Source organism: Sporosarcina sp. So3-204 (genome assembly GCF_058068165.1).
Map to the genome: position 1 here is coordinate 3,719,554 of NZ_CM176485.1, position 18,255 is coordinate 3,737,808.

General features: G+C 36.7%; 15 protein-coding genes and 2 pseudogenes. 3 read left to right on the top strand and 14 right to left on the bottom strand.

Going from position 1 to position 18,255, the window contains the following annotated elements; translation table 11 throughout:
* Positions 1–142 precede the first annotated feature (142 nt).
* The 8 genes from AC3RV6_RS18410 to AC3RV6_RS18445 form a co-directional block, all read right to left on the bottom strand.
* Positions 143–973 (bottom strand): hypothetical protein, encoded by an 831-nt coding sequence (locus AC3RV6_RS18410; RefSeq protein ID WP_489747405.1) that lies wholly within the window; start codon positions 971–973, stop codon positions 143–145.
* Between the two features lie 163 nt (positions 974–1,136).
* Complete coding sequence (locus AC3RV6_RS18415; RefSeq protein ID WP_489747406.1) at positions 1,137–1,481, bottom strand: hypothetical protein; 345 nt, start codon at positions 1,479–1,481, stop codon at positions 1,137–1,139.
* Between the two features lie 146 nt (positions 1,482–1,627).
* The gene (locus tag AC3RV6_RS18420; RefSeq protein WP_489747407.1) at positions 1,628–2,281 is read right to left on the bottom strand and encodes an MOSC domain-containing protein; all 654 of its coding nucleotides are present in this window, start codon (positions 2,279–2,281) and stop codon (positions 1,628–1,630) included.
* A gap of 11 nt (positions 2,282–2,292) precedes the next feature.
* Positions 2,293–2,976 carry a GNAT family N-acetyltransferase gene (locus AC3RV6_RS18425; RefSeq protein WP_489747408.1) on the bottom strand — a complete coding sequence of 228 codons (684 nt, stop codon included), beginning with the start codon at positions 2,974–2,976 and terminating at the stop codon, positions 2,293–2,295.
* 285 nt (positions 2,977–3,261) lie between these two features.
* Positions 3,262–3,807, bottom strand: a complete 546-nt coding sequence (locus AC3RV6_RS18430) for an MFS transporter (protein ID WP_489747409.1) — start codon at positions 3,805–3,807, stop codon at positions 3,262–3,264.
* On the bottom strand, positions 3,804–5,261 hold the full coding sequence (locus AC3RV6_RS18435) for an FAD-binding oxidoreductase (protein ID WP_489747410.1): 1,458 nt from the start codon (positions 5,259–5,261) through the stop codon (positions 3,804–3,806). The genes AC3RV6_RS18430 and AC3RV6_RS18435 overlap by 4 nt, the downstream gene beginning before the upstream one ends.
* 162 nt (positions 5,262–5,423) lie before the next feature.
* Positions 5,424–6,314: a DMT family transporter gene (locus tag AC3RV6_RS18440; protein ID WP_489747411.1), complete on the bottom strand. Its 891-nt coding sequence runs from the start codon at positions 6,312–6,314 to the stop codon at positions 5,424–5,426.
* Positions 6,315–6,452: 138 nt separating this feature from the next.
* The gene (locus AC3RV6_RS18445; protein WP_489747412.1) at positions 6,453–7,070 is read right to left on the bottom strand and encodes an NAD(P)-dependent oxidoreductase; all 618 of its coding nucleotides are present in this window, start codon (positions 7,068–7,070) and stop codon (positions 6,453–6,455) included.
* A 314-nt stretch (positions 7,071–7,384) separates the two neighbouring features.
* Between AC3RV6_RS18445 and AC3RV6_RS18450 the strand changes: the two are divergent.
* Positions 7,385–8,260 (top strand): annotated as a pseudogene (locus tag AC3RV6_RS18450) (IS4 family transposase).
* A 201-nt stretch (positions 8,261–8,461) separates the two neighbouring features.
* Here AC3RV6_RS18450 and AC3RV6_RS18455 read toward each other — a convergent pair.
* The 6 genes and pseudogenes from AC3RV6_RS18455 to AC3RV6_RS18480 all read right to left on the bottom strand — a co-directional run bounded on the left by AC3RV6_RS18455 (position 8,462) and on the right by AC3RV6_RS18480 (position 15,475).
* The gene (locus AC3RV6_RS18455; RefSeq protein ID WP_489747413.1) at positions 8,462–8,986 is read right to left on the bottom strand and encodes a type 1 glutamine amidotransferase domain-containing protein; all 525 of its coding nucleotides are present in this window, start codon (positions 8,984–8,986) and stop codon (positions 8,462–8,464) included.
* 52 nt (positions 8,987–9,038) lie between these two features.
* Complete coding sequence (locus tag AC3RV6_RS18460) at positions 9,039–10,682, bottom strand: class II aldolase/adducin family protein (protein WP_489747414.1); 1,644 nt, start codon at positions 10,680–10,682, stop codon at positions 9,039–9,041.
* 115 nt (positions 10,683–10,797) lie between these two features.
* Positions 10,798–11,895 (bottom strand): autoinducer 2 ABC transporter substrate-binding protein LsrB, encoded by a 1,098-nt coding sequence (gene lsrB / locus AC3RV6_RS18465; RefSeq protein WP_489747415.1) that lies wholly within the window; start codon positions 11,893–11,895, stop codon positions 10,798–10,800.
* A gap of 34 nt (positions 11,896–11,929) precedes the next feature.
* A complete protein-coding gene (locus tag AC3RV6_RS18470; RefSeq protein ID WP_489747416.1) occupies positions 11,930–12,934 on the bottom strand; it encodes an ABC transporter permease in 1,005 nt (334 codons plus the stop codon).
* A gap of 58 nt (positions 12,935–12,992) precedes the next feature.
* Positions 12,993–13,931, bottom strand: a pseudogene (locus AC3RV6_RS18475) (ABC transporter permease subunit); the annotation flags it as partial.
* 8 nt (positions 13,932–13,939) lie between these two features.
* Positions 13,940–15,475, bottom strand: a complete 1,536-nt coding sequence (locus AC3RV6_RS18480; RefSeq protein ID WP_489747417.1) for a sugar ABC transporter ATP-binding protein — start codon at positions 15,473–15,475, stop codon at positions 13,940–13,942.
* 270 nt (positions 15,476–15,745) lie between these two features.
* Between AC3RV6_RS18480 and AC3RV6_RS18485 the strand changes: the two genes are divergently transcribed.
* On the top strand, positions 15,746–16,681 hold the full coding sequence (locus AC3RV6_RS18485; RefSeq protein WP_489747418.1) for a sugar-binding transcriptional regulator: 936 nt from the start codon (positions 15,746–15,748) through the stop codon (positions 16,679–16,681).
* A gap of 5 nt (positions 16,682–16,686) precedes the next feature.
* Entirely contained in the window at positions 16,687–18,252 is a 1,566-nt protein-coding gene (gene lsrK / locus AC3RV6_RS18490; protein WP_489747419.1) for an autoinducer-2 kinase, read from the top strand.
* Positions 18,253–18,255: the final 3 nt, after the last annotated feature.

An 18,255-nucleotide genomic window follows, 5' to 3' on the forward strand; every position in this document is an offset into this window, starting at 1 on the left:
AAAACACTATATAAATTGAACCTTATAAGTTGGATAACCTTGTAGATTGATTCATATAAGTTAAAAAACCAACTACACTGTACTTATCAATAATTACCAACTAAAAATTCCGTGATTTCAAATTCAGCTTATATAATACTAATTACTTTCCGTACTGTGAGCGCTTTGCTTGTCCATAAGCTTGATTTTGATTCTTTTTCTCTTGGATCATTTGTTTTTTCTCAGTAATTAACTGTTGTGCTTTTGCATAATCTCCTGAACGTTTTGCTTCTCCAATTGCTTGGCCATTTTGAGACATTTTGTTACCGTATGCTTGGTTTTGACCTTGTTTCTCTTGTACCAATTGCTTCTTCTCTACGATCAACGCTTCAGCTTTTGCAGTATCTCCTGCGCGTTTTGCTTCTCCAATTGCTTGACCTTTTTGAGACATTTCATTACCATAGGCTTGGTTTTGGCCTTGTTTCTCTTGAACCAATTTCTTTTTCTCTGCGATTAACTCTTCAGCTTTTGCAGTATCTCCTGCGCGTTTTGCTTCTCCAATTGCTTGGCCATTTTGAGACATTTCATTACCATAAGAACCGGTTTGACCTTTTTTAGCTGCAAGTAATTGCATCTTCTTCGCAATTAACTCTTGAGCCTTTGCATAGTCTCCAGTACGTTTTGCTTCCCCAATTGCACGGTTAATATCAGACAATTCATTTCCATAAGACTGATATTGACCTTTTTTCTCTGCAATCAATTGTTGTTTCTCAGCAATAAGCTCTTGAGCTGTTACGAAATCTCCAGCACGTTTTGCTGCACCAATTGCTTGGCCATTTTGAGACAATTGTAAACCATTAGATTTGTTTTGGAAGCTTGAACCATTCGTTTCAGCAGCGAATGCAGACCCCGCTGTAATTGAACCAAAAATCGAGACGCTTAGTGCACCAACCGCTACAATGCTAATACCTTTTTTCAAATTACTTCTAATCATATAAATCTCCTCCTTTTTAACTATAATGACTTAAGTGGATTTCACAAATAAATCTGAACCTTAAGTCTTGCAGTTTTTCATTCTATACCTATTTCCATAAAAAAGGAAACTATAATTCTGATTTTTATAAATTGGTAAAATATTACTAATTAATTAATAAGACTCATAGCTTACTATCTTGGTAGTTTATTGTCATAGTTGAGGGTGAAAATACAACCTCGAATTTACCTTCTAACTCTTTTTCCACCAGTTTTGTTAGCCCCAAACCCTTTATATTATGACTCTCTTCAAGTTTATGCCCATTTTGAAGTAATCGATCTTTATCCCAATCCATCCATTCTCCATATTCCATCATCCAGCCGCCCAACTCCCATTTTAATTCCAATGGAATAGGAATTTTTGCCATATCAAAATTACTCCCGCATTGATTACACCAGATTGCTTCTGCACCGACTTCACCTTCTACTTTTAATCTGAATGATTCTTCCTCATCACAAAAACAATTCATATTATGGCACATCCTCTAACTTATATTGAACTAGTTTCGCTTAATACTCAGTATAAGATCCCTATTCATAATCCTTTTCAATTTTAACTAACCTTTCATAATTAACTCTATTTACAGCAGAATGAACAATTGAAGTTGCTACACGTTCAGTTTTGTTTCAAAAGCTTTTCTAATCGCTTCGTCAAACTTTCGCGCCATTCTTCAGCCAATTCTGGGACGTCCAATATCTTTTTAATTCCTTCGATGTCTTTTGGACGTTGAAAATAAACTTCATTCGCAAATAGAATTGATACTTGCTTTGGATGGGCTTCTATTAATGTCATTTTAGAATCTTTTCGTACAATGCCCTCTTCTAACACCCGGCATAAGTAACCTGTAAATCCTGTTTCGACCATTCTTTTCAGTAACAAAGAAGTATTCGTTCGCTTCGTTATCGTGCTACACGGAACCCGTCCTTGTGCGATTTGAATGACCGCATTCCCTAGACGATAAATGTCTCCTATAAAAGCATCCTGTTCCAATAGATTCGAAATCGTTAAGTTTTCTCCAAACGTTGCATCTGGTAGAGGGCCCTGAACTTCTTCCTCCCATTGCGCATAATGTTCATATGGATAAATACAAACAGCACGATCAGGTCCTCCGTGATGGCGTAAATCAGCAACACCGTCACCACGAAAGCCTAGCGTAGCTAAATATGCCTCTTCAACAGGCTTCTTACATATTGCAGACTCCATCACCTTGCCATCACCATACTTCACGATTTCTGGTAGACCCGTCGCAAAACTTTTCAGTTCAATCACTTTTATCCCCCCTATTTTTCGTACCTAATCACCCAGCCATTGGAATCCTCAACCATACTCATTCCGCGCCAACCGTGCGATAGGGCTTTCTGTTGTTGTTCGGTATCATTCATTGGAATAAACTGCTCCACCTCGTAGGCTCTTTCGTTCTCTTTTAAACTCTTCATAAAGACATAACGAAGCTTGCCGCCGTACTTTTCCTTCAATGCAGCTATCTCCATCTGTTGCGAAAATTTGTCTTTTAAACTCGGAATATTAAACGGGGCAACTGTCGCACATACATAAGAAAAATGACTATCCATTAGCTGTCCCATTATTACTTTAGCCATGATTCGTTGAAGTCCATAACCACGATACAATGGGGATACACTAGAAATCTCCTGATAAATGACTTGAGACAGTTCTGATGAATCAAGCCCGATATCCAGACCTAGATGTTCTTCATCCTCAACTGGAACAAGTGTTGCACGGAATGCAATCAAACTTTCATCCGCAAAAACCCCTATTAACGTGCCATTCCCTGATAATATATATTCGTACTCTTCCATTGAAAGTGTCGCTAACACACTTTCATTTTCCAACACAGCTACAACTTCATCCTGGATAGATAAAACTTCCCTTAGATCCTCCACATGTAAATTACGAATGTAATATGGTGTATCTTCTCCCAATAATCCGCTATACAGTTCTTGCACTTCATCCCTCCTAATTATTTCTTGAAATGAGTTCCTACACTTTTTCTTAACTTCATCATGTGTTTTATCCGTTTGATTACAGCGTCATTCCTATATCCGCGCATTTCGAGATTATATCGGCGCATCTCCCACATATATCGGTGTATTTAACACTTATATCAGCGCTTAACGCTCATATATCGACGCTCACTACACTTATATCGGCAAATCAGGACCTTTGACCCAACCGATTTAGTGTCTTAAACAACTTACAATTAAAATACCCCAATTAATTACCCCATTTTATTAATCTTTCGTACCTTCCTCAATTCGCATGACAAGCAGGCCACTAATGAACAACACAACTGATCCTATATAAAATATGAGATCCACTGCAAAGATATCTATTAGAAAACCACCAGCAATTACTGCAAAACCGGAAAATATCGAAACCCAAAAGTGATAAGAACCAATTTGCTTTCCACGTGATAGTCCATCTGTAAAATCGGCAATCATTGCTTTCTCACTCGTCTTTTGCATCGCACCAAAAACACCTAATAATACTTGCAGCAGATAAACCTCCCAAATACTTGTCACCATTGGAAACAACAAAAACAAAACGGCCGTACCCCAAACACTTACCAACAAGAATATTTTCCGCCCTAATTGATCAGATTTACGGCCAACCCAATGATGCACCAAAGCTGAACTCAACATAAATAAACCATAAGCTAACCCAAACTCAGAAAACCCTGCGCCCACTTCCCTTATGAATATAAGATAAAACGGAAATACAAGGCCTGAACCAAAAAGTACCCAACTTTGCGAAATAACGACCCATTTAAGATTCATTTTACATTGTACTCCTCATAAAAATTGTTCATAAATCGTTCCTCTGGATCAAACTTTCTTTTCTTCTGGAAAAACTCATCTATGTTTGGGTAAGCGGCTCTGATTTGTTGTTGGCTAGGAAACAACTGATAAGTTAAATAGTATGTGCCGCGAAGTGCCAATGCTGCATCTACAATCTCCTGTGTTGCCTGCTTCATATGTGCAATTCCTTCTTCAGAAAGAGGATGATTAAACAATAATACGACTGCGAAGGTATCTTCCATTGCGTAATTCAAAAATCCTTCGTCATGCGCTTTCGTATATCTAACCGTTGCGTTTAATAAATTCAAATCTTCTTTTTTAACAATTTCTCTTAATTCATCAACAAATGTCTCGAAGTTTTCAATTGGAATAAAGTACTCTTGTAAAATATCCGTGTTTTTAGATGAATCATATTCCAAGAAATCTACCAAAGTTCGCATCGTATTGTTTCGAGACGTTATGACACCTTCATTCTTTTCAGCAAAAAACTTCTGCTGCACTGTCCAACTCATATCCTTACCCCAGTCAAACTTACGAGATAAGCCAAATAAAAATTTATTGCGTCGCACACTTTTCTCTTCTTCTAACACAGTAAGTTTTCCATCTTTATTATCTGCATCTACCAATTTATAATTCGTCAAAAACATCTCCTCTAAAAACGAACTTGACGCAACAGATAAACGCGCGTAATGTAAACCAACTGTATCATCCATCAGAACTGATTTCTTAAAGTATGCCGCGTAATTTTTATAATCAGTTTTGACCGTTTCCGAAGAATAGAATATATCATCTGTTAATTGAAGCGTGACATCTAAAATTACGCCAAAAAGACCGTATCCGCCTATGACAAGTGGAAATAACTCCTCATTTTCAGTACGACTCACTTCTTTTATCGTTCCATCCGCCATTAGCAGTCGAAAAGAATCAACTGTTTCAATAAGAGTGCCATAGCTCGGATCACGTCCATGTACATTCGAACTTAACGAACCACCTACAGTAAAAATATTTGACGACTGCATGACTTTAATTGATAAACCATAAGGATTAATAAAATCCTGAATTTGCTTCCATGTTGCACCACTTTGAACAGTGATCGTCTTATTAACTTTATCAATCGCCAAAATTTCATCATACCCACTCATATCCAACCACACAGAGTCTTCATAAAAAGCATGCCCACCTTGGCTATGCTTTGACCCCGCGATAGATATCTTCAAATCCTTTTCCTTAGCCTTCAAAACCGCGTCGATTAAAGCTTGCTCTTCCTCACCTTGCACTATCTCTTTAACATGTGCTGGGAATAATCGACCTACATCATGTATTAACAATTCATCACTACTCATGTTTTGATAGAGTGAGTAACTAAAAAATCCAGCATAAATGATGACAGCAATAAAGATAACCGCTAAACCTTTATATCTTTTATTCCGCATAGATACACCTTCCCCTAATAGTCCTTTATACAAAGTGTATCATTAATGAACCGCTACTCCCTACAGAAATATTTGAATATTAACATATTTGACCTATAAAAAAAGAGCCTACACCGTAAATGGTTTAGACTCTTTAAATAATATATTCTATTCAATAAAATGCTAGAGTTCAGTCGGACTTTCTACCGGTTTCCGCCTCTTCAAGAAACTCAGCTTAGTTTCAGATAAAATAATTGCTCCTAGTATAAGAATTGCACCAATCATCATGCGTGTCGTCAACACCTCACTCAAAATGACAATGGAAAATGCCATACCCCAAAAAGACTCTGTCGATAGAATAATTGCAGCTTTTGTTTCTGAAATGAATTTCTGAGCGACTGTTTGAAGTAAAAATGCAATTGATGTTGAAAATATTCCTAAGTATAAGAGCATCGTCAGGCCTTCTGTCTCCACAGAAAATGTCGTTTCTCCTTTGAAAAAAACAACAACAAATCCTATGACTGCCGCTGTAGACATTTGAATAATCGTGAGCAAAAAAGGATCCTCTTCCTTTACAAACTTAGACGTATAAAAAATATGAAACGCGAAAGCAACTGCACAAAGTAAAGTTAGAAAATCACCAAAATTAATTTCAGAAGATAGTTGAAGCGATAATACGGCAACACCAATCAGTGCAATCACTGCACCAAAAGTCTCAAATCTATCAATTCTTCTTTTATATAGAACGAATGCAATAAAAGGTACAATAACGACATTTACTGAAGTTAAAAATGCATTTTTAGAAGGTGTTGTAAATTGGAGTCCTACTGTTTGAAGCGCAAAAGCAATATATAAAATAATGCCAAGAATTACACCTTTTCCAATAGAGCTTTTACTTAGTAATTGAAACTTTTTATAAAAAACAATACATAAAATAACCGCACCTATTAAAAACCTGGCCGCCAAAATTTGATAGGGTGAATAATATTCCAAGGAAACAGCACTTGCAACGAATCCACTACCCCATATAATTGCTACAATTACAAGTCCGATTTCACCAATATATTTCCGCATTCAAGCCACCTACTCACATTTCATTGAAACTACTATGTCTATTATACCGCATTTCCCAAGCATAATTCGGACATCATTGTAAATTACTTTTTTGCAGAAAAAAAGCATAACTCTACAATTCAGTGCTGCTTCCATTCTTTAATAAGCGATTCCAACTCTATAATTTATATGTTGTCCTTCTATCAATTCCTTATAAGCAAACGCTGCCGTATCTCCCACAGTAATTTTCTTTCCTTCTTCAGGCAATAAATCCCGTAAAACGCGATACTTACCAACTGCCTCACCCACCGGTAAATATGTAGGGCAAACAATTGTCCAATCAAGCCCTGATTCGCGAAGCATGTCATAAACTCTATGGTGTTCTTCGGCGGCAAATGTTAACTTGCGATTAGAATCCCCCGCTTCATAACGAAGTTTATCAGCCCCATTTCGACTTTGTAAAATACCCGCCGTTCCGATAGTCACGATACGCTTAATATCCATTTTATTCATATTCTGAATAAAATGCGGAACTGCCTCCGTCAATGTCGTCGTTTTATCCGTTCCAAGTGCACTAAAAACAACATTTGCTCCTGCAATTGTTCGTGCTACAGCTACCCCTTCACAAACATCTCCTTCTAAAATTGTTAGGTTTTCGTGCGCTGTTACTTTCTCCGGAGTTCTCACCAGTACCGTTACACCGTGTCCATCTGCAAGCGCCAATCTAAGAACCTCTCGACCTACGCGCCCAGTCGCGCCAAATAATGCGATTTTCAAATGTATTCCCCCTGAAAACATCTTTTGCCTTAAGTGTATCACAAGTAAATATAAGCAATGGAACAGTTTACGCTTGATAGTTAATCAAATATTCTCACCCCCTAACAAAGATAAATTGCACATAGTTATCATATTTAATTCTATTTTTACCTTGATTATAAAATCATATATATTATTTCACTAGTGTCGCATTAAAATAAAATATCTTTTTAATATAAACCGAATATTCTTTAATTAAACTATGTCACAAAAAAAATCCTTTATAATGGTTGGTAGGTCGTAACCTATCCAAATCCAAAATAAAGGACTCACACATGGATAAGATTACACGAAAAACTGTATTTGAGCAATGGGTTGCACCGATTACGAACGATTTATTTGAAAATCTGGTGAAACCCCATTACCTTGACGACTATACAAAGAAGCTACATATGGCTTCATTTATGAAATCACTATTGTACACGCAGCTTCATGAAACTGAAAGTTTACGTGCCATCAGCGATAGCGTCTTTTCTGAAGAACTGGCAGAAGCGACAAACTTGGATGCCATTAGTTTCTCCCAACTCGGCAGACGCTTACGTCAAGTACCGACTGAATTCTTCCAGGCAATCTTTCTTGAATTGGTTGCACAAATCCATGTGGCAACGGATTTTCAAGCTCGACGCAAGACGATGACTCCCTTGAAAGTCAGATTCAAGCACGTTGCCTTTGAATTTGAACAATCATCGTTAGGCGACTTTCCGGCAGACTAAATCCGGCATCAAGCTCCACCTTAGACTCGTTTTCATGGAAAATGGTTGTTCCTATCCAGACAAGGTAGTCTTGACGAATGCCAAAGAACATGTTCGCGGTCAGTTGGAAGTGTTGGTGGATGACAAGGAATGCATGTATGTGTTTGACCGAGGCTACTTGGATTACAAACAATTTGATGAGATGACAGATGACGGATTTTTCTTCATCTCACGTCTGTGCAAGAATGCGGTTATACGGTCACACGAGCACTTTGAACTGCCGGAAAATACATCTGTTCAGTGTACATCGCGATGATTGTTTACTGTCTGAATGTGCTCGCACATTTACGGACAAAAAGTAAGCGAACATACTTGCAAATCAGCCGCTACCTGAAGGCAGCCTTATGGAAGTCAGCCCATATTTGGATCCGAAAAATTGAAGGTAAAAGCGTACCGTAATCCCATCGCTTAGTCTCTGTTGCGCTCGTCAAAAGGTAAAGTAAAAAAATGGATGTTCACTACCTCTATTATCATGTTTTCGTTTTTCATTTTAAAATTCAAAATAAAAGTTTGGATATTCAGAGTACGTTTATGCGACGCTATTGATATTATTTAAATAAAAAAAGACTAGTTCCCTAGTCTTTTACCAATGATCCTATATCATGTAATTGATAACTTTTCAAGCAACTTTACGGACTCACGATTAAATGCAATCATATCTGCGGGTGTACGGCTTGTGACAAGCTGGTTTTGACAGACTACAACTTCCTCATCACTAAAATTAACACCCGCGTTTTCCAAGTCCACAATTATCGATTTATAGCCCGTTGCATCTCTACCTTCTAAACTTCTTGCAGAAATAAGTAATTGCTGTCCATGACAAATAGCAAATACTGGCTTTTTATCATCCATAAATGCTTTTGTAAATGCTACAAAACGGTCATCCGCACGTAATAAATCTGGCGAAAAACCACCTGGTAGTAATAGTGCGTCAAAATCATCAGGTGACACATCATCAATCCCAAAATCAACTTTTAGTGTTCCACCTTGTTTCCCTGTTATTACTTCTCCTGCTTCTTTATCAATCGTAAAAACCTCGTGTTTGGCATTTTCATATGCCAATGCTGGCTCAGTGTACTCCGAGTCTTCGAACAAATTCGTAATTAATGCTGCAATCTTAGCCATATTATACGCTCCTTTTGTTCTTTCAATTTTTCACCTCTAAATTTTGAAAGTATTAATTTCCTAGGACTGAAAGTATGCCCTTCAGTGCTGTTTGATTGGACGTGACATTCATAACGCTTGTAGAACTGAGTTCAACGCTTTGATCAATACCTAAAGTAATTTCATTAGTTTTAATTATTAAGCCCGTGAGTTCTTGCGCTTCGAATACTTCATTTATTTTGGTCATTTGATTACTAGATAATGAATTACCCCCACCCAAGATAATGCCATCTAAGCCGCCATATTGTAGTATAGATTTTTCAATTGCTAGGTCAATATTATTCTCATCTATTAGTACAATTTGATTTTTATTTGCTTCTATAATCTCTCTAAGACTTTCCGTATAATTAGCAACTACAACTACATGTGCACCTTTTTTAAGAAGTTTTTTAAGTATTAGTTCTTCATCTGGATTACCTATGCCAATTAGTACGAAAATGTATCCAGCTAAATTGGGAACTATAGGTGCTAGGCTTAACTTATATAATTCAAGTGGCCAGTAATCAATATCGAATGCCTGCTTATTTGTCAGATTTTTAGTTGGCCCGAATATATCCAGAACATTCGCTACTGCTTCATGAGTGTGTTGTGCGATATCAGCGTTTCTTTTTGCATTACTAAGAGAGATTCCTGTCCCAAAACATCCGGCACCTGGAATTAGTCCCACTTTGGGATCTATATTATCATGCATCTTAAAACCTTTTGGTAACCTATCTTCGAATTCTTTGAAAAATTGAATGTAGCTGTCCCTATAAGATTGGACTGCACTATTGCAATCATCATTTTTGGAAATCACTAGTGAGTCCTTACCAATTCTTAAAATATGTTCTAATGTGGATCTTCCACCCGTTGCAATTTTTTCGACATCGCTACGATTTGCTAAGTTCAATTGATTCTCATCAATCGTGATAATTTGTCTTTGTTGTTTCGAGAGTTGTCCACGCAAACGTAGAAGAAGTGATATTTTTTGGTCAGTAGTCAGTTTCTCTTGACCACTTAACTCGACATCTAATTTGCGACTATCTATATATGCTTTAGCTTTTTCTTCTAATTCAATTGTCTTTAGATATGAATCCTCATGTGTATCTCCCCAAGTAACTAGTCCGTGATGCTCTAAAACAACTGCGTAACTATTCGAAAACTGTTCTACTATCTTTGAAAGCTTAAAACCAGGTCTATAATAAGGAACAAATGCAACATCCTTGCCTAAAACTTCGTAAATAATTTCTTCAGCATTCTCATGGTTTGTTAACGTACAAATAGCATCGGAGTGAACGTGATCGACGTGAGGCGCATCGATAAATGCATGAAGCAGTGTTTCGATTGAAGGTCTGCGCTCTGCAGCACTTACCATACAATTGGCGAGATAGTCGACCATATCCTCATCAGACATACTTTCTAAATCTATTAATGGGAGTAATTCCTCCAAATAAAGTCCGGAAAAGTCTTGTTCAGTAATCGTTTTTAGGTCACAACCGCTCCCCTTAATTCTAAGAATTGTGCGTTTCTTACCTAAATGATCCGTTTCTTCTATCTTACTCGAAGTATTTCCACCGCCATATAAAACCAAGGTGGGATCTTTCCCCAGTAACCTCGACCGATTAACTAACTTACTAATTTCTGTATCACCTTTGACTGTAAATGCCTGCTTTAGCACAAAAAATTCCTCCTTCAAAATTTCTATATTATTTATTATTTACCAACCAGACTTCGTAGTGATAGGGTAGAAACAATAGTCCAAGCTAGGATTTCTACCCTATTCCTAATTTTAATTAGAAGTCGTAGTTGTCAATATTATCTTTTGTAAATTCTGCTCTTTCTGGTAATAAAATAATACCGCTATCATCCGCTTCATAATCATAGCCTTGAATAGAGTTTGGCTCAATTGTAACTTCTCCAATTCCAGGTACTTCAAATGAATCTCCTACTTTTAGTTCCTTACCTTCAACAGTCATTAAGTATGCTACGTAAGCAGCAATAGCACCTTGTTGTTTAACATCCCATAAACCAAACTTTTTGATTGTATCACGTTTAACATAATCTCTCATAACATTTGGAGTAGAGAATCCAGTAACAATTACTTTTCCTGCTTGATCAAGATTCTCGACAGCTTGCGCCATTGCGGGTAAAGCTGTTGCATCTGGAGCTAAAATGATATCAATATCGGGATATGTTTTTAAGATACTTTCTCCCACCGTCAATGATTTTTGTGCATCATTTTCACCATACTGGATTGTAACAATCTCCCAACCGGGATGCTTTTCTGCAATATAAACTTTTGCTTGCTCAACCCACTGGTTTTGATCAGTAACAGTTGGGCTTGAATAGAAGAATGCTACTTTAGCATTTTCTTTATCTGTTTGTTCAGCTGCCATATTTACAAGCAATTCTCCTAATTGAGTCGGGGTCCCTTGGTTAATATAAAAAGATCTGTGCTCAGGACTCACATCAGAATCCCATGTTATAATTTTAACGCCCCTTTGTTTTGCACGGTCTAACGCTTGATTTAAACCATCTACGGATGTAGAAGAAATCATTAGTGCATTATATCCCTGGTTTACAAAGTTATTAATATACTTTACTTGCTCTGCAACCGATGCTTCACTAGGACCATCGTATTTAAATTGAACACCTAAAGATTCTGCCATTTCTTCTGCACCTAGTCCACCTGATGTGAAGAATCCTACCCCCGTTAGTTTCGGAATGAAGGCAATTTTCACGTCTTCTTTTTTGACAGTCCCTTCACCACTTACCGGTACTTTTTCATCTGTACCCTTGTCAGAACCTGATTCTGGTTCCTTATTACAAGCAGCTACAACAACAAGCAGAAGTACCGAAATTATAAGTAATAATAGTCTATTCTTTTTCATTATATAATTTCCTCCCTTAGGGTAAATTTTTTTTTCAAATTGACCTTGCTTTAGTGCTTTGATTCTTGTTAAACAGTTTCTTTAAGTGATTCATATTAGATTGTCTCATCAGAACAGCTACGATTAGAATAGCACCTACAATAATAGTTGTTTGTTCGCTAGACATGCCTGATAGTTGAAGGCCGTAATTCATCATGCCAACGACTATACTTGCAATTGCAGTACCTAAAACAGTACCTCTCCCCCCTAGAATACTTGTTCCACCAAGCACTACTGCCGTTATAACTGGCAAAATTGCTTGTGCGCCTAAATCAGATCTAGCAGAACCGAAATAGGATGTTAATATGACGCCGCTTATACCACCCCCTAAACCAGCTAACATGTAAGTACTCAAAACAATCCATCTAGTAGCTACTCCACTATATTTAGCTGCTTTGATGTTGATTCCAACTAAAAATACATTACGTCCATATTTCGTAAAATGAAGCAGTGCTCCAAATAATATTAATATTAATAGCAGTAACCATATTGAGTTAGGAAGCCCTAACGTGATTCCATTTGCAATTTGAACAAAGGGATCTGGAAATCCACTAATTCCTTCGTATCCAGTTGCACTAGAGCCACCTGATATTACAAGTGCAATACCAGCAAATAGAAACATTGTACCCAATGTCACAACAAGGGGTTGAACATCAGTAAACGCTACAATTAAACCATTAAATAATCCTGCTAAAATACAGATGATTAGAGAAATACCAAGCGCAAGCCAAATATTTAGTCCTCCAATCCACAAAACTCCAATGGTAATCGAGGCAAGCCCCATAATGGATCCCACGGAAACATCAATACCTCCAGTAATGATAACAAAGGTCATCGGGATTGCTGCCAGTCCTATATATGCAAAGTCATTCATACTAAATAATAGATTTTGCAGGTTTAAGAAACCAGGAGTTAGAAGACCGAAGAAGACTATTTCCCCAATTAAAAACATAAACAGGAAAAGCTCCCACTTAAGTAATCGCTTTAGTTTGCTTTTCATGTTCTGTTTCCTCCAAACTACTGGTCTTATAATCACCAATTTTAGTATTTTTACTTGAACGTTGTTTAAGATACTTCTGGAAACCAGAGTCTCCAACAACAATTAAAATTAGTAATAAACCTGAAATTGCACTGTTCCAATAAGCCGGGATTTTCATATAAACAAGAGAACTATTAATGACCGTGAAGAAAATAGCCCCTAGTCCCGCCCCCACGACGCTACCAACTCCACCAGTTAGACCAACTCCACCTAATACTGCTGCAGCTATTACTTGAAGTTCTATTCCACTTCCCGTTTGGTTTGGAACAAATCCTATATTCATAACGAAAATTAGACCTGCAACAGCTGCTGTTATGCCTGATAACATAAAAGCAAGAACTTTTACAATGTTAACCGGCAAACCGACTAATTCTGCGCCGTCTGCATTGTCGCCAACTGCATAAAAGTATCTACCAAACTTTGTTTTAGATAAGAACAAGTAGGAAATTAAAATTAATAATGCACCAATCCATATGGGATAAGGAAGCCCCAGAATTTCCATTCTAGCTATCTTTTTATAGTAGTTTGGTATATTCTCAATCCACATGCCCTTTGTATAAAGAAGCATAAGACCTCGAACCACACCCAACATACCCAATGTCATGATAATGGCTGGGATTTTCAAATAAGAGACGCCAATCCCATTTACCAGTCCGACCACTGCACCTACACATAAGACCGAAAAAACAACAAATCCTAGATTTGCACCACTTGCAAGAAGCGTCCCACAAACCGCGGCGGATAAACCCATGATAGAACCAACAGAAACATCGATATTGGAAGTTAAGAGAACAAATGATTGCCCAATTGCCATCACCAATAAGATAATGCTTCCATTTACAACCAAAACAATTGAATCTATATTTGTAAACTGGCTATTAATTGATCCCACGAAGAGAAAGTAAGCAATCATTAAAACAATTATGGATAATTCTCTAACTTTTATTATTTTATACATTAGTGATTTCATGCAATCACATCCTTTTTTACACCAAACGCTGCTGAAGTAATGCTATCAACCGAAAGTTTGTCTTTTTCTATTTCCTTCTCAATTGTTCCCTCATGCATGACTAGTACACGGTCACTTAATTCTACAATTTCTTCTGTGTCAGACGAAATTAACAATACAGCCAATCCTTTTTCTTTCAACTGATTTATGATGCGGTAAATATCCGCTCTTGCACTAGCGTCAATTCCTCGTGTTGGTTCATCAAGAATAATAACTTTTGGTTCGGTTGCCAAGTATTTTGCAAGGACTACCTTTTGCTGGTTTCCACCAGACAAATCGCTCAATTCCTGGTTAGTTCCTTCCGTTTTTATTTTTAAATCTTCTATATAACCGGTTGTAATTGCATTCTCTTTTTTGATAGGAAGAAAAAGTCCTGAAAACCGATTTAATATTGTAGAAGTTGTATTTTTTCGAATAGAAGTGATTTTAAAAACACCATGCGCGTGACGATCTTCAGGAACATAAGCCAACCCTAAATCCATTATTTTTCGAATGGACACATTTTTTATTTTCTTACCTGCCAATTCAATTGTGCCAGAATCGAATGCTTCAATCCCAAAAATTGCTTCTGCTAGCTCTGTTCTACCTGCACCAACAACTCCTGCAATCCCAAGAATTTCTCCTTCTCTAACTGAAAACGAAATGTTACGAAACTTCTTCCCACAAAGATCAACTACTTTTAAAATAATTTCCCCCAATTGCTTATTAGAAGATTGATGCAAAACTTCACTCTGGGCGTTTTTCTTTTGATTACTTGGAATATTTAAGTCCTGTTTTGCGCTTACTGATACTAGACCTTCTAACAATCTATTATATGAAAATTCAGAAATTTTACCTTGCGCAGAAATCCTTCCATCCCTTAGAACAGCTACTGAATGAGATAGCTCAAAAATTTCAGCGAATCGGTGTGTGATGTAGATAATTCCAATACCGTTATTAGATAGTTGTTTTATCGTATCAAAGAGCGAAGTAATTTCATTGTGCGTCAATGTTGAAGTTGGTTCATCTAATATTAATATCTGCGCCTCGCGAACAAGTCCCCTTAAGATTTCTACAAGTTGCTGCTCTGCAATAGAAAGCGTCATTCCTAACCGATTAATATCTAAATCCCAGCCGACTCTATCAATTACTTCTAGTATTTTCATTTTAAGTTCTTTAGATTTACCTTTTCCTTTTAGTCCCATCGAAATATTTTCCTCAATAGTCATATTTGGAAAAATTAGTGGTTCCTGTGGGACTAAATAGATACCGTGTTTATGAGCGTCACTTGGATTTGCAAAACGTACTACTTTTCCGTTAACTTTTATTTCTCCGCTATCAGGCTTGTATAAGCCTGTAATAATTTTCATCAGTGTTGATTTTCCAGCGCCATTTCCGCCAACTACTGCGTATATTTCACCTTTTTTTAAGGTATAATCAATCCCTAACAAAACCTGATTTCCATTGAACTGTTTATGCAAATTAGTAATCTCTAGTAAACTATTGTCTAACAAGGTAGCTTCCCTCCTCAATAATTAAAATAAGAGTAAAAAAATAATGTTAGTTACAATTGTTCTTTTTTTAAATTGTTGGACTAATCTAAACTCTTTAGACTAATATTATATAAAGCGCTTACATAAGTCAATGGTCTATTCAAAATTTTAAATATATCTTTATTTACAGCATACTTACATTTGTAGTTGACTATACTAAATACAGAGGTTAATATTATCCCAAGTAAACATTTGTTTTTTTCATTATTAATTGTTTGGAGGAACCTATATATGAGCGTAAAGGTTTATAACGATCCTTTGGCCACAAAAATCGCTTGGTACTATTACAAGGATAACTTAACACAATCGGAGATTGCGGAAATTACAGGGCTAAATAGAAATAAGATTGTTCGGTTATTAGAAAAAGCAAGAATAGATGGCATAGTACAATTCCACATTAATGGAATTGAGGCAAATTGTTTGGAATTAAAGAAAGCATTAGTGGAAATCTATAATTTAGATAATGCAATTATTGTACCTACACCTAAAAAACAAACTGATATTAAATTTTCACTAGCTAAAGCAACAGCTCAAATACTTCAAGATTTAGTTTCGGATAATGAACTATTAGGAGTAGGATGGGGGGGAGTAGTCTCTCACGCATTAAATGAAATTAATATTGAAGCATCAAGAAACATTTCTATCGTAACTTTAACGGGTGGTGTTAATAACTACATTCAAAAACAAAATAGTGGAATCGGTCAGGGATTCAATGGTCGTATTTACGCCATTCCCTCTCCTTTTATCACATCCACCGAAGAAGTAGCAAAACAGTTCTTATCCGAACCTTCCGTTAAAGAAATTCTTGAACTTGCAGCACTTTCTAAATATGTACTAGTCGGTATCGGTGGTTTATCTAAAGAGGCTACAATTGTTCAGGAAAATAAACTTACTCTAAATGAATTGACGAACATCACACATCAAAACGGTGTTGGCGACATTTTGGGACAATTCTATGATATTAATGGAGATATTATAGATGTTCCACTGCATAAAAGATTAATAGGTATGCCTTTAAGTAAATTAAAAGAAATGAATGTCATTGCCGTTGCTGGTGGAAATGAAAAAGTACGTGCAATATACGGCGCACTAAAAGGTGGATATATTTCAACCTTAATTACTGATGAAGAAACTGCCTCTCAATTACTTACATTTAAGGGGGAATAAATGGAATGAATTATCTTCTAGCATTTGACGCAGGTACTGGTAGTATAAGAACTGTTTTATTTGATGAGCACGGGGAACAAATTTATGTGTCACAACATGAGTGGACACATCTTCCAGATTCAAATTATCCAGGTTCAATGAACTTTGACTACGTTGAAAACTGGAAGATAATTGTTAATTGTATCAAAGATGTACTTCAATCAACTGCAATTAATCCAAAATTTATAAGGGCTGTTAGCGCAACAAGTATGCGAGAAGGATTCGTACTTTATGATGAAAGCGGTTGCGAAATTTGGGCATGCGCGAATGTTGATGCCAGAGCTAGCCAGGAAGTTGTAGAATTGAAACGCCAAAGTAATGATATAGAACAAGTTTCATATAAACTATCAGGTCAAACTTTTGCATTAGGAGCAGTACCAAGGCTAAAATGGTTGAAAAATAATCAACCGGAAATATATGAAAGGGTCTCTTCAATCACAATGATTAATGACTGGATCCTGTATAAATTATCGGGAGTACTTCAGTCAGACCCTTCAAATGGTTGTACAACTGGATTATTTAATTTGACAAATAGAAATTGGTCAGAAGAAATAACTGAATTATTCAAAATAGACAAAGAAATTTTTACTACTGTCAACGAAGCTGGAACAGTTATTGGACATATTAATTCTAATATATCATCATTAACTGGATTAAGTGAAGATACACTTGTTGTGGCAGGTGGTGGTGATGCCCAGTTAGCTTCAGTTGGTGTCGGTGCAATTGAAAATGGGCAGGCAATCGTGTCCGGTGGATCCTTTTGGCAACAAGAATTGAATATTGATAAACCGATTTTTGATCAGCACAATCGAATTCGAATTAATTGTCATGCAATTCCTAATCTATGGCAAGTAGAAACAATCGCTTTTTTCCCAGGTTTAGTAACTCGATGGTTTAGGGATAGTTTTTGTGACCAAGAAGTAGAAGAAGCTGCAAGGTTAGGAAAAGATTTTTATGAAGTAATGGAGGAGAAAGCAAAAGACGTACCCGTAGGTTCACATGGAGTAATTCCTATTTTCTCCGATGTTATGAACTTTATCTCATGGAGACATGCAGCCCCTTCATTCATTAATTTAAGTTTAGACCCAGAAAAATCTGGTAAACAAGTACTTTTCAGAGCCCTTCAGGAAAATGCAGCAATGGTGACTCTAGGAAACTTTAAACTGATTGAAGAGGTTACTGGTTATTATCCAAGTGAAGTTATTTTTGCAGGGGGCGCATCAAATGGTAAGCTGTGGTCCCAGATTCTTGCAGATATGCTAGGCATTCCTGTGAAAGTTCCTAAAGTGAAGGAAGCTGCTGCCCTGGCTACTGCATTATATGCAGGTGTCGGTGCAGGGATATTTGATAATATTTCAGATATCGTTCAAAAGGTCGTCAAATTCGAAATAATTTACGAACCTAATATGGAACATCATCAAACCTATCACAAACTTTATGAAACATGGCGTCGTGTATATACCGAGCAACTAAAACTAGCAGATCAAAAATTGACTGAACATATGTGGATAGCACCTGGTTTAACTACTTGAGAG